The 16858-nt window shown below is 60.6% G+C and carries 19 protein-coding genes; 7 read left to right on the top strand and 12 right to left on the bottom strand.

Annotation, left to right across the window (positions count from 1 at the left end; genetic code table 11):
- Window positions 1-6: 6 nt before the first annotated feature.
- From DM373_RS11460 to DM373_RS11450, 3 genes are all read right to left on the bottom strand, one after another.
- A complete protein-coding gene (locus DM373_RS11460; RefSeq protein ID WP_110993678.1) occupies window positions 7-264 on the bottom strand; it encodes a DUF2790 domain-containing protein in 258 nt (85 codons plus the stop codon).
- A gap of 66 nt (window positions 265-330) precedes the next feature.
- On the bottom strand, window positions 331-801 hold the full coding sequence (cynS, locus tag DM373_RS11455) for a cyanase (protein WP_110993677.1): 471 nt from the start codon (window positions 799-801) through the stop codon (window positions 331-333).
- A gap of 26 nt (window positions 802-827) precedes the next feature.
- On the bottom strand, window positions 828-1487 hold the full coding sequence (locus DM373_RS11450) for a carbonic anhydrase (protein WP_110993676.1): 660 nt from the start codon (window positions 1485-1487) through the stop codon (window positions 828-830).
- Window positions 1488-1599: 112 nt separating this feature from the next.
- Between DM373_RS11450 and cynR the strand changes: the two genes are divergently transcribed.
- Complete coding sequence (gene cynR, locus DM373_RS11445) at window positions 1600-2511, top strand: transcriptional regulator CynR (protein ID WP_110993675.1); 912 nt, start codon at window positions 1600-1602, stop codon at window positions 2509-2511.
- Window positions 2512-2543: 32 nt separating this feature from the next.
- On the opposite strand, the gene DM373_RS11440 is transcribed toward cynR, so the two are convergent.
- On the bottom strand, window positions 2544-2903 hold the full coding sequence (locus DM373_RS11440; RefSeq protein ID WP_110993674.1) for a cupin domain-containing protein: 360 nt from the start codon (window positions 2901-2903) through the stop codon (window positions 2544-2546).
- A complete protein-coding gene (locus DM373_RS11435) occupies window positions 2893-3492 on the bottom strand; it encodes a GNAT family N-acetyltransferase (RefSeq protein ID WP_244215063.1) in 600 nt (199 codons plus the stop codon). Before DM373_RS11435 ends, DM373_RS11440 begins: the two co-directional genes overlap by 11 nt.
- Before the next feature lie 632 nt (window positions 3493-4124).
- On the opposite strand from DM373_RS11435, the gene DM373_RS11425 reads away from it, so the two are divergent.
- Both DM373_RS11425 and DM373_RS11420 read left to right on the top strand, forming a co-directional pair.
- On the top strand, window positions 4125-4532 hold the full coding sequence (locus DM373_RS11425; protein ID WP_110993671.1) for an ACT domain-containing protein: 408 nt from the start codon (window positions 4125-4127) through the stop codon (window positions 4530-4532).
- Window positions 4533-4672: 140 nt separating this feature from the next.
- Window positions 4673-5167, top strand: a complete 495-nt coding sequence (locus tag DM373_RS11420; protein WP_110993670.1) for a GNAT family N-acetyltransferase — start codon at window positions 4673-4675, stop codon at window positions 5165-5167.
- Between the two features lie 45 nt (window positions 5168-5212).
- Here the strand turns inward: DM373_RS11420 and hutH are convergent, their stop codons facing one another.
- From hutH to DM373_RS11400, 4 genes are all read right to left on the bottom strand, one after another.
- Window positions 5213-6736, bottom strand: coding sequence for a histidine ammonia-lyase (gene hutH, locus DM373_RS11415; protein ID WP_110993669.1), 1524 nt, complete (start codon window positions 6734-6736; stop codon window positions 5213-5215).
- A 12-nt stretch (window positions 6737-6748) separates the two neighbouring features.
- Window positions 6749-7582, bottom strand: coding sequence for a quaternary amine ABC transporter ATP-binding protein (locus DM373_RS11410; RefSeq protein ID WP_110993668.1), 834 nt, complete (start codon window positions 7580-7582; stop codon window positions 6749-6751).
- Window positions 7579-8430, bottom strand: coding sequence for an ABC transporter permease (locus DM373_RS11405; protein WP_110993667.1), 852 nt, complete (start codon window positions 8428-8430; stop codon window positions 7579-7581). The genes DM373_RS11410 and DM373_RS11405 overlap by 4 nt, the downstream gene beginning before the upstream one ends.
- 75 nt (window positions 8431-8505) lie before the next feature.
- Window positions 8506-9474, bottom strand: coding sequence for an ABC transporter substrate-binding protein (locus tag DM373_RS11400; RefSeq protein ID WP_110993666.1), 969 nt, complete (start codon window positions 9472-9474; stop codon window positions 8506-8508).
- A 102-nt stretch (window positions 9475-9576) separates the two neighbouring features.
- Between DM373_RS11400 and DM373_RS11395 the strand changes: the two genes are divergently transcribed.
- The 4 genes from DM373_RS11395 (at window position 9577) to DM373_RS11380 (ending at window position 14571) form a co-directional block, all read left to right on the top strand.
- On the top strand, window positions 9577-10491 hold the full coding sequence (locus DM373_RS11395; RefSeq protein ID WP_110993665.1) for a LysR family transcriptional regulator: 915 nt from the start codon (window positions 9577-9579) through the stop codon (window positions 10489-10491).
- A 91-nt stretch (window positions 10492-10582) separates the two neighbouring features.
- Window positions 10583-11086 carry a sigma-70 family RNA polymerase sigma factor gene (locus DM373_RS11390; RefSeq protein WP_110993664.1) on the top strand — a complete coding sequence of 168 codons (504 nt, stop codon included), beginning with the start codon at window positions 10583-10585 and terminating at the stop codon, window positions 11084-11086.
- Window positions 11086-12084: a FecR domain-containing protein gene (locus tag DM373_RS11385; protein WP_167409827.1), complete on the top strand. Its 999-nt coding sequence runs from the start codon at window positions 11086-11088 to the stop codon at window positions 12082-12084. The genes DM373_RS11390 and DM373_RS11385 overlap by 1 nt, the downstream gene beginning before the upstream one ends.
- Window positions 12085-12162: 78 nt before the next feature.
- Window positions 12163-14571: a TonB-dependent siderophore receptor gene (locus DM373_RS11380; protein WP_208642792.1), complete on the top strand. Its 2409-nt coding sequence runs from the start codon at window positions 12163-12165 to the stop codon at window positions 14569-14571.
- A 449-nt stretch (window positions 14572-15020) separates the two neighbouring features.
- Here the strand turns inward: DM373_RS11380 and DM373_RS11365 are convergent, their stop codons facing one another.
- From DM373_RS11365 to DM373_RS11355, 3 genes are all read right to left on the bottom strand, one after another.
- Window positions 15021-15278 (bottom strand): hypothetical protein, encoded by a 258-nt coding sequence (locus DM373_RS11365; RefSeq protein WP_110993660.1) that lies wholly within the window; start codon window positions 15276-15278, stop codon window positions 15021-15023.
- A gap of 367 nt (window positions 15279-15645) precedes the next feature.
- On the bottom strand, window positions 15646-16446 hold the full coding sequence (locus tag DM373_RS11360; RefSeq protein WP_110993659.1) for an aminoglycoside phosphotransferase family protein: 801 nt from the start codon (window positions 16444-16446) through the stop codon (window positions 15646-15648).
- Between the two features lie 64 nt (window positions 16447-16510).
- Window positions 16511-16840, bottom strand: coding sequence for a DHCW motif cupin fold protein (locus DM373_RS11355; protein ID WP_110993658.1), 330 nt, complete (start codon window positions 16838-16840; stop codon window positions 16511-16513).
- Window positions 16841-16858: the final 18 nt, after the last annotated feature.

Here is a 16858-nt window from a genome sequence, read left to right as displayed (position 1 = left end):
CCGGGCTCAGTTATTCGAGCAACCATTGCCCATCACGCGGTACTCAAGCACATGCTCATTGCCTTGGGAGTCTTCGTACGTCATGCGAGCGGGCACTACCTGACAGACATTGGGGACCTCGCTCATGGAAATGACACGGGCAATATCGAGGTGCTGGGTGTAGCTGTACTGTTCGACCGGTGTCTGCTCGACCTGTTGCTCAACGTCAGCAGCCATCGTCACGTTGCACAGCGCGCCGAGTATCAATGCGAACAACGCTTTCAATTTTGATCACCTTCAGGTTGTGGCTGGGCCGCGAAGTTGCGGCCCAGCCCATGTGTTGCAGCCAAATCAGAACGGTTTGGTGGGCAGGTATTTGCCATCCAAGGTGATCACTGCGCGCGAGCCGCCCTCGGGGTCTTCGACTTTCTTGATGTCCAGCTTGAAATTGATGGCACTGATGATGCCGTCGCCGAACTTTTCATGAACCAGCGCCTTCAAGGTGGTGCCGTACACCTGCAACATCTCGTAAAAGCGGTAGATAGTCGGGTCGGTCGGAATACCATTTTGAATGCTGCCGCGCAGTGGCACGGTCTGCAGCAGTGCGATGCCGTCCGCGTCGAGGCCGAGCTTGTCACCCACCACCTGGGCGGCGCTCGCCGGCAATGGGTGCTGGCCCAGCAGTGCCGCGGTGACGAACGCTTCGGACAAACCGGTGCCTTCGGTGATCTGCGAGAACGAGAGGTCTTTGCGGGCTTTGGCCAGAAGGATAACTTCGCTCAGGGCAAGGCGGGCATTCTGGCTGATTTGCGATTGGATCATGGTGCTTCTCCTTGGTTGAAAGATGTTCAGGCAACGCGCTTGGGTTGATGGGAAACGGCGTGCACTTCGGGGTTGTCGGCGAGGGACACGAATGTGCCGGTGCTGCCATCGAAGGCTTCGATCAGCCCGCTTTCGATGTCGTAGATCCAGCCATGCAATGTCACGCGGCCTTCTTCCAGGGCCAGGCGCACCGAGGGGTGGGTCTGGATGTTGGCAAGCTGGGCGATCACGTTTTCGCGCACCATGGCTTCGACCTTGGCCTGCGGGCCGAAATGGTTGCGGGCTTCGTTAACCACTCGGGCGGAATCGGCGTAGCGCAGCCAGCCGGCCACTGCGGGCATGTGGTCCAGGCATTTGCAAGTGGCGATGGCCGTCATGGCGCCGCAATCGGAGTGGCCGCAGATGACGATGTCGGAAACCTGCAAGGCCGCCACTGCGTATTCGACCGAGGCCGATACGCCTCCAGGCTCGGGCCCGTAGGACGGCACGATGTTGCCTGCATTGCGGATGACGAACAGGTCCCCGGGTTCGCGCTGGGTGACCAGCTCCGGCACCAGGCGGCTGTCGGAGCATGAGATGAACAGGGCACGTGGGCTCTGCTGGCTGGCCAGATCCTTGAACAGTTTGACGCGCTCGGGATAGGCGTCTTTCTGGAACTTCAGAAACCCGTCGATGATGTCTTTCATGGCTGACTCCTTGAGTGACGCGATGTGTTGAAGCAAAGGTTACGCAGCACCTTCAATAAGGTAAAAGTCTGATTTATGATCAGGCAGATCAGATAATCTTATAGGTGCACCCATGCTTGCCCGGCACATCCAGTACTTCATCGCAGTGGCAAACCACCTCAGTTTCACGCGCGCCGCAGCGGCCTTGCATGTGTCTCAACCGGCGTTGTCGCAGCAGGTCCGGCAACTGGAAGAGAGCCTCGGCACACCGTTGTTCGATCGTTCCGGCCGGACCACGCGATTGACCGATGCCGGCGAGGTGTACCTGCGCTATGCCAAACGAGCCGCGCAGGAACTGCAGGAGGCAAAACGAGCCATTGATGACCTCGGCGATCTGAGCCGCGGATCACTTCGAGTGGGGGTAACACCAACATTCACCAGCTACCTCGTTGGCCCGCTGGTCGAGGCGTTCCATAGCCGATACCCGAACATCACGCTGGTGCTGCGAGAGATCGCTCAAGAGGCGCTGGAAGAACTGTTGTTGGCCGACGAGGTGGATGTGGGCATCGCGTTCGACAACGGCCATCATCTGGACCTTGAGGCCCAGGCGCTACTGGTCGAAACTCTCGCGCTGGTGGTCGGCAAGCATCATCCTCTCGCCACGACGGGCAGTATTGGCCTGGAGGCGTTGAACTCAGAATCGTTGATACTCTTGAGCGCCGAATTCGCCACGCGTGAGCAGATCGACAGCTACTGCCGCCAGCACAACATTCGCCCTCACGTACAAGTGGAGGCCAATACCATCAGTGCGCTTATCGAGGTGGTCAGCAGGACCACGCTTGCGACCTTGTTGCCGGCCAACATCGCCCTGGCTCACGAGCAGTTGGTCGCTATCGAGTTAGACCAGCAGCGCTTGCAACGCACTGCTGTTCTGATGCAACGAAAAGGGGTTTACCAAACGGCTGCAGCGAGGGTCTTCGTCGAACTGGCGATGAAAGTGGCCAAGCAACTTGAGGAGCCAGGCTGCTCCGATCGGCTGATTTAGAAGGGAGCCAAAATCATTAGGCCAGTTCAACCCTAGTTCGCGGGCAAGAGGATCACAAAGTTCTTTTTCATGTCTTCCAGCACGGTCCATTTGCCCTTGGCGCCCGGTTCGATAATGAACGTGTCGCCAGCGGCCAGTGTGATGGGGGCGCAACCCTCAAGCTCGATGACGCAGCATCCACTCAGGACATGGCAGAACTCCCAAACTTTGTAGTCGATGCGCCACGCTCCGGTGCTGGCTTGCCATTCTCCGGAAATGCGACCTTGCTGTTCATCGTGATAGTACTTGGACGTCAGCGTATGAGGGGTGCCTTCCAAGACCTCTTCAAAAAAAGGAAGGTCGCGCATCGGTTGGATATCCAGTTCGCGGAACACGGTCAGTTTATTGTTCATGGCTTTTCTCGAGCACGTTGTGGGTAGAGCGATACATCAAATAGGCTTCACCGGTTACGCCCAGCATCGGGTGCGGAACGATCTGGCAGGCTTTAACAATTTGAAAACCGTGACGTTCGTAGAAGCGGCGTGCACCGTGGTTTTCTGCATAATCGATCAGGCATAGCCCATCCAGGCCAGAGTCCTCAGCGCGCTGCTGGGCGTGGCGAAGAAACTCGACACCCAGCCCCTGGCTGCGCCAGGCCTCATCCAGGGCCAGGCTGGATATGTACAAGGTGTCGGGTATTTCCATGTCGGCGTAAGGCGCGAGGACCGGGTCTGTCTCGACAGGCCTGTCAGGGGCCTCGCGCAGGGCATAGCTATGCATCATGCCGATGACGCGCCCTTCGAAAGTGGCCATCAGGCAGTTCTTGTAGGAGAAGTCGCCCTGCTCCCTGGCATAGCGAGACGCACCGACACTCAGCAACGCTTCTCCAGGTGCGGCAAGCTTGCTCCATATGTAATCGGCCATGCCCTCCGATGTCAGTTGAAAGAAGCGCGCAATATCGTGCGCGTCCGAGGCTTGGGCGGGTCTGAAGTCGATAGACATGAACAGTGTTCCCATGGGATCGGGTGGTTGGCTTTCAAGGATTACGCCCTGGGCATGGTGGCAGGGTAGGCAGGTTGCACGGTTCCCATCATGCTCTGGGCGAACACCGTCAGCACGGCGTGCGACACTGCCCCATGCTCAAAGGCACGTGGCCGTCCAATGGCTCAGGCCTGGGGATTCGATCGTGCAGCTGCCGGAGGTAGTTAGACGAGAAGCGGAGCGACCTGTACTTCAATGGCGGGATGGCTGGAATCAGAGCAGGGTTGCCTGCGTAGGGAATCGTATTTCACGAAAGGCAACTACCGACCCGAAGCTGCCGGTGTGGCTGGCAGTGATTCTGTAGGAGCGGGCTTGCCCCGCGAAGAGGCCGGCCCATGAAAAGGAGTAGCCTGGCACGGACTACGCCCGTGTTCGCGGGTCAAGCCCGCTCCCACAAAGACTACTGTTAGGCTCACCGGCAGCTTCGGTTCGAAAGCTGCCATTCGAACCATTCAGACCTGGTCTAGCCTGGTTGGCCTAAGGTGAATTGGGCGGGGAGTCGCATAAGCAGCACTAATCAGTAATGAGCAGTATTGATTAAACTAATGACCCGCTGAAATGCACACTGCCGTCTTTCAAACGGGAGTAACCCTATGTCAGGTGAAAAATCGATCTCAGCGCTGCTCCGCGGCATGAGCCCAATCCTCAATGAAGGCGACTTTGTGTTCTGCACAGTGGCGCACGCTACCGCGCTTCAGGGTACCGATGTGCTGGGTACATTCCGCGAAAAAGAAGGCCTCACTGCAATCATTGAGCGCGAACGCGCTGATGCACTGGGCCTTGAGTACAATTTTGTGGCAGCTTGGATCACGCTCACGATCCACTCAGCTCTTGATGCGGTAGGTTTGACGGCCGCATTCGCGACCGCGCTCGGCAAGGCTGGCATCAGTTGCAATGTGATCGCAGCCTTCTACCATGACCACATTTTCGTGGCCAAGGATGATGCCGCCAAAGCCATGGATGTCCTCCAAGCCTTGTCTCGCGCAGGCGAATCCAGTTAGCCCCAGCAATGATGCGCCCGGTTTACCTGTTGGCATTTGCTGCCTGGTTTCTCACCTTCCCCGCCGAGCCATTGCACACACGCCGAAAGATGCCATAGGCTGCCACCTCATCAATCAATGCCACTGACACTGGATAACCGATGATCGAACTACAAGGATGTACAGCGTTTTCCGGTCTGGAGTGCCAGCCCGTTGGCCCCGCTGACGCAGAAATGATCTGCGCCCATCGCCAGGACATGTTTCTTGAGGCAGGTGGGAATCCTGAAGAACTGAGGATCATGACCCAGCACTTTCGCCCATGGCTGGAAGAGCGGCTCGGTGACGGTCGGTATTACGGGTTCAAACTCCTGGATGGCGAGCAACCGGTCGCAGCCATTGGCCTGATGAGCATCGATTGGCCGCCCCATCCCTCCCACCCAACCCTGGATAAGCGTGGCTACGTGCTGAATGTGTACGTCCAGCCGGCCTACCGCCGCCGCGGCCTGGCCTCGGCCTTGATGCAAGCGGCCGACGCCGAGTTCGCTCGTCGAGGCATCACCTTCGCAGTCCTGCACGCCACCGAGACGGGCAAACCGGTCTATGAGCAGATCGGTTGGGCTGACACCTCGGAAATGGCCAAAGCCATTACCTGGTAGGGACTGTACTCGACCCAAAGCCGCCCTTGGCGGTACCTGCCCCTGTCACAGCAGTTCGGGGAAGGCCGCGCCAAGCAGGCCGGGGTCCTTCAGGATCGATGCACTGCTGGCGATATCCGGGGCCAGCCAGCGGTCCTGGGCATAGGCCGGTACCCGTTCGCGCAACAGCCGCCAGGCAACGTGGGTACCTGCGCCAAAGCGCTGCTCCTTGAGGAACTCGAATGCCTGGGCCGCCAACAGGTATTCGATGGCGAGGATCTGCGTGCAGTTCTCCAGGGCACGGTGCAGCTTCAACCCGGCATTGGTGCCCATGCTCAGGTGATCCTCCTGCAGCCCGGAGGTGACGTAGTTGTCGATGACGGCCGGTTGTGCCAACTGACGGTTTTCGGCACAGAGTGAAGCGGCCACGTACTGGACAATCATCATGCCCGAATTCACACCCGGCTGGCTGACCAGGAAGGCCGGCAAACCGCTGACCAACGGGTTGATCAGACGATCGAGACGGCGCTCGGCAATCGCCCCGATCTCGGCCACCGCGATGGCCAGCAAGTCGGCCGCCATGGCCACCGACTGGCCGTGGGGATTCGCCTGGGAAACCACCCGATAGGACTCCGGTGTACCCAGCAACATCGGGTTGTCGGTGGTGGAGTTGAGTTCGGTTTCGATCTGCCTTGCGGCGTGCTCCAACTGATCGCGCGCGGCGCCATGAACCTGCGGAATCGAACGAATGCTCAAGGCGTCCTGGGTACGAATGCCATGGCTGCTGGCAATGATTTCGCTACCGTCGAGCAGGCGCCGCAAGTTGCTGCCCACGCGCTGCATGCCGGGGTGGGGTTTGAGCGCGATGATTTCAGGGTCGAAGGCATCGAGCTGGCCGCGCAGGGCCTCGAAGCTCATGGCGCCGATAACGTCCGCCCATTGGCTCAAACGCGTGGCGTCATCCAGCGACAGGCAGCTCAGGCCTGTCATGCACGGGGTACCGTTGACCAGGCACAGACCATCCTTGGCACCCAGCTTGACCGGCGCCAGGCCGACCTCGGCCAAGGCTCGCTGCGCCGGCATGATCTGGCCGCGATAGCTGACCTGGCCGACGCCCAGCAAGCTGATGCTGATATGGGCCATGTGGGTCAGATAGCCCACCGACCCCTGTTTCGGCACCTGCGGGGTGATGTGCTGGTTGAGCAGGGTCAGCAGCGCCTCGACCACCTTGCGCTGAAGGCCGGAACGGCCCTGGCAGAAGTTGATGATCGCCGCGCACATGATCGCCCGGGTCTGTTCGTCCGACAGCGCGCTACCCACGCCACAGGCATGGCTGAGCAAGGTGTTGTGCGACAGCTGGCTGAGTTGTTCGTCCTGCAACGAGACATTGCACAAGGCGCCAAGCCCGGTGTTGACGCCATAGGCGCGGTCACCGCTGGAAACGATGCGCTGGACAATCGCCTGGGCGTTGTCGATCCGCGCCCAGGCCGATGGGGCCAGCTCAAGCTTCGCGCCATGCCGGGCCACAGCCACCACGTCCTGCCAGCGAACGGGCGCCTCGGCGATGATGATTTTTTCGGGAAACGACATACATGCGGTTCCTTAAAGCGAAGCTACGCGACGCTGCACGAAACGATCGACGTATTCGTCCGCAGGCTGGTAGAGGATTTCTTTCGGCGTGCCGACCTGGATCAGGCGACCGTCCTTGAGAATGGCAATTCGGTTGCCGATGCGCACCGCTTCGTCCAGGTCATGGGTGATGAAGACGATGGTCTTGTGCAGGGTCTTTTGCAGTTCCAGCAACTGGTCCTGCATCTCGGCACGAATCAGCGGGTCGAGCGCACTGAAGGCTTCATCCATCAGGATGATGTCGGTGTCGGCAGCCAACGCACGGGCCAGGCCCACGCGCTGGCGCATGCCGCCCGACAACTGGTGCGGGTACGAGCGTTCGTAACCCTTGAGGCCCACGGTGTTGATCCAGTGCAGCGCACGCTCTGTGCACAGGGCCTTGTTCTCGCCACGGACCTTCAGGCCGTAAGCGACGTTGTCCAGCACGGTGCGGTGGGGCAACAGGCCGAAGCTCTGGAACACCATGCTGATCTTGCGCCGGCGAAATTCGCGCAGGGCTTGCCTGTCGTATTGCAGAATGTCCTCGCCATCGACCAGGATCTCGCCGCTGGTGGGGTCGATCAGGCGGTTGAAGTGACGCACCAGGGTCGACTTGCCCGAGCCCGACAGGCCCATTATCACGAAGATCTCGCCGCTTCCGATGGACAACGAGAGATCGTTGACCCCGACCACGCAGCCGGTTTCGGCCAGCACCTGCTCTTTGCCCTTGTTCTGGCGGATCAGTTTCAGGGCATCTTCGGCACGCGCACCGAAGATCTTGAAGACATGTTTGACTTCGATCTTGTTCATCGTCTGCTTGGCGCTCATTTGCCCACCCCATGCCGTGGCCGGCCATAGGCCTGAGTAATGCGGTCGATCACGACCGCCAGGATCACAATGGCCAGGCCCGCTTCGAGGCCACGGCCCACGTTCAGGGTCTGGATGCCGACCAGGACGTCTTCACCCAAGCCACGGGCACCGATCATCGACGCAATGACCACCATCGACAGGGCCATCATGGTGGTCTGGTTGATGCCGGCCATGATGCTCGGCAACGCCAGTGGCAACTGCACGCCGAACAGCTGTTGCAGGCGATTGGCACCGAACGCGTTGATCGCCTCCATGACCTCGCCGTCCACCTGGCGAATGCCCAGGTCGGTCAGGCGAATCAGCGGCGGAGCGGCATAGATGACGGTGGCAAAGATCGCCGGCACCTTGCCCAGGCCGAACAGCATCAATACCGGGATCAGGTACACGAAGCTGGGCATGGTCTGCATGATGTCGAGCAGCGGCATCAGTACCGCCCGCAGGCGATCGTTGCGCGCCGACAGGATACCCAGCGGAATGCCGACCATGACCGAGATCAGCGTTGCCACCAGCATCAGCGCCAGGGTCTGCATCAGCTTGTCCCAGAGGCCGACCGCACCGACCAGGAACAGCAAGCCGACGATCACCACGGTGGGTACGATTCTACGGGTGGCGTGCCAGGCAATACCGCCGACGATGGCCAGCATCAGCCACCAGGGTGTTGCGCGCAGCAAACCTTCGAGGTTGACGATGGCCCACAGCAGGGTGTCGGAAATGTGCCGGAACAGGTCACCGTAGTTGGTGACAAGCGCATCGACCCAGCCATTGACCCAGTCGGCAATGGAAAACGTGAAGTTTTTGGGAAACATGGATTTATCTCGAGCAAGTGCATGAAGCGGACTGCTATGTGGCATGCCCGGCAGGCGCCGGACCCGCCCACACCCTCAGAGTGCCGCGTCGACCTTTTTGGCTGCGTCTTCGCTGACCCAGCTGTGCCAAACTTCGGGGTGCTCCTTGAGGAACAACTTGGCCAGTTCCGCCGACTCGATACGATCCCTGGTCATGCGCGCCAGGTTCTGGTTCAGCAGATCGATCGGCAGGTTGACCTTTTCCAGCACGGCCACCAGTTCCGGCGCCTGCTCGTGGAAGGTCTTCGACACACCCACCTTGATGGTCACGGATTTATCCACGCCGGGCTTCTCGTCCAGCTTGACCAGGTCGGCCTGGCCCATCAGCGGGGTTGGCGACCAGTAGTAGAAGAGGATCGGCTCGCCACGCTTGTAGCTCGACAGCACGGCGGCATCCAGTGCCGGGCCGGTGCCCGGGCGGAAGTTGGTGTAGGAGTTTTCCAGGCCATAGCCCTTGAGCATTTCGCTGTTGTCCAGCTCGCAGGTCCAGCCGGCCGGGCAGTTGTAGAAGCGCCCCTTGTCCGGTTCTTCCGGGTCCTTGAATACCTGGGCGTATTGCCCCAGGTCGGCGATGCTCTTGAGGTTCGGTGCCTTGGCTTCGAGTTTGCGCTTGGCATCGCCTTCGATCACATAGCGCGGCACATACCAGCCTTCGACCGCGCCCACCACCGGCGAGCCGATGCCGACGACCTTGCCGGCGGCCGATGCCTTGTTCCAGACCTCGCTGCGCCCTACCCACTCCTCGGCGAAAACCTGGATATCGTTGCTGCTCAGGGCGTTTTCCATGGAGATGGAGTTACCCGGCAGACTGTCGGTGTCACAGCCGTAGCCATTTTTCAACACGAACTGCATCACCTCGGTGAGCAGCATCCCGCTTTCCCAGTTCAAACCGGCGAATTTCACCGGCTTGCCAGACTCGCACCAACCGGCCGCCTGGCTGGCGCCAGCGCACGCCAGGAGCCCTAAAGAAAGTGTCGTGGTCAGCAGAGCCTTTTTAATTGTCATTGTGACGCTCCCAAACAAGATGATCACTGCGCAGGAGAAATATTTCACAACATAAAAAAAGGATAAAATAATAAGTCCTGATGCATCACCTCGGAAAAAACTATGAAGTTCACACTCAGGCAGCTTCGCTACGCCCTCGCAGCGGCCAAGCACGGAAACCTGACCACTGCCGCCATGGAGCTTCATGTTTCACAGCCTTCCATCTCGGCGGCCATCACCGAACTGGAGGAGGTGCTGGGCCAATCGATCTTCATACGCCAACGTGGCCTCGGGATATCGCTGACCCCATTCGGTCGTACCGTCATGGTCCAGGCCCGTCGCGTGCTGGCAGAGGCTCAGACCTTTGCCGAGATCAATGCCAATGCTGGCGAGTGTGTCGGCGAACTGGTGGTCGGCTGTTTTGAAGATCTGGCGCCCTATTGCTTGCCGCAAATCGTGCGACGGATGCAGGAGTCCTGCCCAAGGGTCACGGTCGATATGCGCGATGGCAGCTTCGATTATGTTGGCAAGCGGCTCAGTGAGGGCGCGATAGAACTGGCCATCACCTATGACCTGGGCTTACCGCCGAACACCCATTGCACGCAGCTGTGCCAGCTGACCGCCCAGGTGCTGCTGTCGGCCGATCACCCGTTGGCCAAGCAGTCGCGCGTCAGCCTCAAAGCGCTGTCCGAATACACCCTGGTCGTCACCGATCAGGTCCACAGTTGGCAGCATGTGCTGGATCTGTTCAGCTTTTACGACCTTGCACCCGCCGTTGTGCACCGTGTGCGCACCTTCGAGTTGCAGCGCAGCCTCGTCGCCAATGGCTTTGGCGTGGCGCTGATCTACACCCGGCCATTTGGTGACCGTAGTTATGATGGTCAAGCGCTGGTCTGTCGGCCGACCCAGGAGAAACTGCCAACCCACAGCATCGTACTGGCGCATGATCAGCGCTATCCACTGACGCCTTCGGCCGAGGCGTTCAAGGAACTGGCGGTGGCATGGTTCGCGGAACGACCGTCGTTTGCATCGGAATGAACAAGATGCACCCCGCCCTTCTTCGTCCTTGTCGGCACACAGTCGGCCGCATATGATACTAAGTCTCATTTGCACAAACCTGTGACAACTCATGGTATCCGTCGACACCGCTCAGCTGACTGCGCTCTACGAACAGCAACACCGCTGGTTGCGTAGCTGGCTGTATCGGCAATTGAGCTGCCCGCACCGCGCCGCCGACATGATGCAGGACACCTTCATGCGTCTGTTGGCCAGCAACGAGGCGCTCGAGGTCCGCCAGCCTCGGCCGTTCCTGGCCAAGGTGGCGCGAAGTGTCCTGTCCAACCACTTCCGCCGCGCACGCCTGGAAAAAGCCTATCTGGATGCGCTGCAGATGGAAGACCAAAGCGTACTGCCGGATCTGGCGACCCAATTGATTGTTTTCGAGACCTTGGTTCGGCTCGACGAAGCGCTCTGCGAACTGGATATCGCCGTCAAGCAAGCCTTTCTCTGGTCGCAACTGGATGGGCTCAGCCACGGGGACATTGCCACGCGGTTGGGCATTTCGATCGCCACCGTCAAGCGTCACATCGTCAAGGCAGGTGCCAAATGCATGCTGGTGACGGAATCCCTCTGATGACTGCCAGCACGAATGCCTTTGCGCGAGAACCATCGCTGACACCGAAAATGTGCGAGGAGGCGATGGAATGGTGGCTCGATATGCAGGAGGCCAATCTCGATTCAGCTGCACAGGCCGCGTTCATGGCCTGGCGCAATGCACACCCCTTGCATGAGAGGGCCTGGGAAAAAGCCTTGGCGCTGGGGGAGCAACTCGACTCATTGCGCAGCCGAGGCGACCCCGACCTTGCCCGCCGGGCCTTGTTGCTTCCCGCGCAGGAAGGCTTGAGCAGAAGACGGGCCATCAAGGGCCTAGCCTTGCTGCTGAGCGCAAGCGCTGGTGCATGGATGGCCCGGGACAGCGAAATGCTGTCGCGCATCAGCGCCGACTACACCACGGGTGTCGGTGAGCAGCGACGTGTCGCGCTGACCTCCGAGTTGTCATTCGAACTCAATACCCGCAGCGCGATAAATGCTCGCCAGGCAGATCAGCGTTGGCGCCTGCGGCTGCTCAGCGGCGAGGTGCTGATCGACACGGCTTCGAACCAGACGCTCTTTATCGATACCGCTCAGATTCGGGCCCAGGCGTCCTCGGCGCGTTTCACCGTACGCCTGTTTGACAATGGCTCAACGCAATTGGCGGTCTATCGGGGCGCGCTTCAGGCAAGCCCGACACAAGCCGGCACCTGGTCTGCCTTGCAAGCCGGCCAGGTGGCACGTTTTGGGCCGCTCGGCATGCTCGACCAGCGTGCGCTGCAAGCCGACGCGCCGGCCTGGGCCGAAGGCATGATCGTCGCCAACGGCCAACCGCTTCAGGCATTCCTCGATGAACTGGGCCGATATCGCCATGGCCATCTTGGCTGCGACCCTGCCCTGGCCAACCTGCGGGTATGGGGCACCTACCCGCTGGCTGACAGCGATCAAATCATCGATGCCGTCGCCCAGACACTGAAACTGGATGTGCAGCGCTTCACTCGCCTGTGGGTCAACTTGCGCCCCTTGCCGGCAACCGCTTGAAAATTGTCGTCCCCGATGAGCCGTTTTGATTTCTGGCGAGACTCATAGGCCATACATCAAGCTCATCGGGGACATCACATGCATCACCGCAGCATTTCGTCATCCCACACCACCACGCTCCTGACTGCCCTCGGCTGCGCCGCGGCGGTCATGGCCGGCGCCGCATCACCCGTGTGGGCCGCCGTCGACAGCAACGTGCAGCACTACGACATCCCTCCAGCACCTTTGGGCACTGCGCTCAATCGCCTGGGCCAGCAAGCTCACTTGTTGTTGTCGTTCCCCAACGACTTGATCGCCGGGCAAAGCAGCCAGGGCCTGCGCGGTGACTACACCGTCGACGAGGCTCTACAGGCACTGCTTGCAGGCAGCCAACTGGTTGCGGTTCGCCAGCCGGATGGGCGCTACGTCATCGAGCGGGCGCAGGCGTCAGGCGCCCTTGAGCTGCAGAGCATTTCGATCTCCGGCAAGGCACCTGGCTCGACCACCGAGGGTACCGGGCTCTACACCACCTACTCGTCCAGCAGCTCGACCCGCCTGAACCTCACGCCCCAGGAAACACCGCAAACGCTGACCGTCATGACGCGCCAGCGCCTGGATGACCAGCGCCTCACCAACCTCAGCGACACCCTCGATGCCACCCCCGGCATCATCGTGCTGCGCGACGGCCAGGGCGCAGAATCCGACGGCTACTTCTCGCGCGGCTTCGAAATTCAGAACTTCGAAATCGACGGCGTGCCCACCGTCAAGCGCATGGACAACTACACCCAGAGCATGGCCATGTATGACCGCGTGGAAGTGGTCCGCGGGGCTACCGGCCTGATCAGCGGCCTGGGCAGCCCTTCAGCGACCATCAACCTGATCCGCAAGCGCCCCACTGCCGAGGCCCAGGCCAGCATCAGCGCCGAAGCCGGCACCTGGGATCGCTATGGCACAGGTTTCGATGTATCCGGCCCGCTGACCGAAACCGGCAACGTGCGCGGTCGCCTGGTCGCCGACTTCAAGACCGAACAGTCCTGGATCGACCGTTACAAGCAGGACTCGCAACTGATCTACGGCATCACCGAATTCGACCTGACTGAAGACACCCTGCTGACCATGGGCTTCAGCTACCAGCGCACCAACGTCGACTCGCCCATGCGCTCCGGCCTGCCCACCCGCTTCACCGACGGCTCGCGCGCCAACCTCAAGCGCTCGCTCAATTCGGCGCAGTCCTGGTCCTACAACGACCATGAACAGACCAGCTTTTTCACCTCGATCGAACAGCAGTTCGCCAGTGGCTGGAGCGGCAAGGTCGAGTTCACCCACACCGAGAACAAGTTCGACGAGGTTTTCAACTACGTCAACGGCGGCCTCAACCCGGACGGCAGTGGCACCACCCAGTTGCCGGTGCGTTTCTCTGGCATCCCGCGACAGAACAACATCGATGCCTACCTGACCGGCCCGTTCAGCCTGCTGGGCCGCGAGCACGAAGTGATCGCTGGCGTGACCTTGTCCCACTACTACGAAAGCGTGCCCAGCTACGGTGGCTGGAAATACGACTATTCGGGCTCGCCCGCTGGCGCAATCGACAACCTGCTGAACTGGAATGGCGACTCGCTGAAACCACCGTTCAATGTCACCGGTAAATCCACCACCGACGAAACCCAGTACGCCGCCTACCTGGCCACACGTCTGCACGCCACCGATGACCTGAGCATCCTGTTGGGCAGCCGCGTGGTCGACTGGCATCGCGATATCGAAGACAAACCCTATGATGCCGCGCACACCAAGACCGAGGAATCGGAAACCGGCGTCTACATTCCGTATGCCGGCGTGGTGTACGACGTCAACGACACATGGTCGCTGTATGCCAGCTATACGAAAATCTTCAACCCGCAATCCTCCTGGGTTCGCGACATCGACAACAAGCCGCTGGACCCGATGGAAGGTACCGGCTACGAAGTGGGCATCAAGGGCAGCCACTTCGACGGCAAGCTGAACTCCAGCGTCGCATTGTTCAAGATCGAGCAGGACAACCTGGCGATCTGGATCGACACCCCGGGCGGCAACACCTACAAGTCCGAACAAGGCACCACCACCAAAGGTGTCGAATTCACCCTGGACGGCGAACTTGCCGAGGGCTGGCAGGCATCCGCCGGTTATGCCTACGCGGTCAGCACCGACGCTGATGATCAGCGCATCGTTACCACCTTGCCGCGCCACAGCCTCAAGACCTTCACCAGCTATCGCCTGCCGGGGATTCTGAACAAGGTCACCCTAGGCGGCGGCGTGAACTGGCAGAGCAAGACCGGTGCCGACCTGCACACCTTCACCCAGGGCAGCTACGCCGTTACCAACCTTCTGGCGCGCTACGACTTCAACCAGCACCTGAGTGCATCGATCAACCTGAACAACCTGTTCGACCGCGAATACCTCAGCTATGCCGGCGATCACGGCATGTACGGTGCGCCTCGCAACATCATGACGGGTATCAAATACAACTTCTGATGCGCGTAAGCACCGGTTGGGCATGACTGGAAACGATGTGCCCCATAGCGGCCGGTGAAGTCAGCAGAGTACTTGTGGGAGCGGGCTTGCCCCGCGAACACGGGCGTAGCCCGTGCCAGGCTACTCCTTTTCATGAGCCGGCCTCTTCGCGGGACAAGCCCGCTCCCACAGAATCACTGCCAGCCTCACCGGCAGCTTTGGGTCGAAAGCAGCCAGTGCTGACCGGTGGCTTGCGACCCATTGCTGCCATTGCGAACGTACTGCACTTACTCATTTCCTGAAGCTGACACGAACTCTGTGGGAGCGGGTTTACCCGCGAAGCAGGCGCCGCGGTGGATGGCACCGGCTGTGCCGGTGTTCGCGGCGGTTCGACGCCTCGATAAACCCGCTCCCACAATGATTGCTTTTGGGCTCAATGACAGCGGATCGCAAAGCCTTGCGCCTTGCGCCTAGTGCCGCGTGTCCACCTGTGGTCGCGCACTCATCTGCACCTGCGCCAACGCCGACTCCAGCAGTGTGCGGGCAGCATCGAGCTCGTGCACCACGGTCAGCAGCATCATCGTGGCGGGTGATTTGGGCAGCGTGCTGAAGGCATGGAGGGCGACGGCCAGGGCGCACATGAGGTACTCGGTGGCGTTGACCAGGGTGTCTTCAAGGGCGTGAGGGGAATCGGTGGGATGGGGTGGATCAGGGACGATCTTGAGCATAAACACCTCGTAATGCGGAAGTCAGGCCGCCTGCCCTTCACTTGCAGGTAAAGGGTGGCAGCTACGTACGGGCCTGCAAGACCGGGGCATTACGAGGCGAAAACCCGGCTGACCAAAGGTCACCCGCACGTAGCCACCATAAAACGAGACCCACGGCGAAGCGCCGAAGCTCATGGTGAGCACCATCGTAATACCGCGCAGGCTTGCAGACCCGGTCGTTGAATTTGCAACGACCGGACGAGCCTAGTCGCCACTGCGATGGTGCAAAAGCGGGCTAAGGATGCTTCGGAAATGGACTACTCGAAATAGGGAAATTCAGATTCAATTCTGTAGGACTCAATAGCGCATGGAGCGTCTACCGCCACCTCTATTCACCGATACCCAACGCCGAAGCCGCCCGTTTCGCCACCTCAAGGTTACTGCCAGGCGTGATGCCGTCTTCAAGCATCCAGATAGCCGACAACCCAGCCCACGCAAGCACCCATTGCAGGAGCCTGCGCCGCTCGATACCGGCGGCCTGTGCAACGATCTCGACCCGGCGCGCGAACCGCCCGGGCGCCAGGGCGCTGTCAGCGTCGGGGTTGCAGAACAGGTTCGCGTAATCGAAGCCACGCTCGCCATACAGCCCCTTGGGGTCGATGGCGAGCCAACCGAGCGAGCCGAAATCCAGCACGTTGCCATGGTGGATATCGCCGTGCAGCACCCTGACATCGCGCGGCGCCGACAGCAGCTCCCGCGCGGTGCTGGCGCAGTGCACAAAAATGCCACCCTGGCTGGCCGCCCCGCTCAACAATGCCTCGAACCATTGCGCCAGCGGCACCAGTGCCGGGCTCGGTCTGGCACGGGGCGCATGCAGTCGGCCAGCTACCGCACAGAGGATGCGCGTGGCCTCGTCGTCCTGGCCGCCCGCGACCATCTGCACCAGCGAGGCCGAGCCCTGCGCACGCGCCATCAGCAAGGCTTCGCCATCGTGGGCCAGTACCGGCGCCGCCCCTACCCCGCCCCACCAGGCCATGAGCAGGCTGCCGGCCTGCTCTTCGGGCACCTGTGAGATTTTCAACATGGCGGGAGTACCGCGCTGGCGAACGGGCAGGAGATGGCCGTTCAGCGAGGTAAACGCCTCGCCATCGACGCTCAGATCCCATCGCTGCAAATAGTGGTCGAACATGGTTTCCCTGAATCTGGTGCATGCCGGCGTCAATGATACTGGCGCACCAACGAGCGGCAACCTTTCAATCCACGATGAACAACTTGGCCCCGGTCAAGGTGGATGAGCGATGCGCCTCGGCGTTGTCGCCCACCTGGTAGCTCATGCCGGCCTTGAGCGTGAAGCGCCGACCATCGTCCAGTTCGGTGTCCAGCTGGCCCTCCAGGCACAGCAGGATATGGCCCTTGCTGCACCAATGGTCGGCGACGTAGCCGGCGCTGTACTCCACCTGTCGCACACGGATGCTGCCGAACTGGCAGGTGCGCCAGTACGCTGTGCCTACCTCGCCGGGGTGCGCGACAGGCTCGATCTGCGACCAGTCGGTAGTGCCGAAGGGGATGGCGGTCAGTTGCATGTTCGACTCCTTTTGATG

Origin of the sequence: Pseudomonas sichuanensis, from assembly GCF_003231305.1 — a bacterium.
GTDB lineage: Bacteria > Pseudomonadota > Gammaproteobacteria > Pseudomonadales > Pseudomonadaceae > Aquipseudomonas > Aquipseudomonas sichuanensis.
The sequence above is the reverse complement of the archived record's forward strand: the minus strand, read 5'-3'. Positions and strand labels throughout refer to the sequence as shown.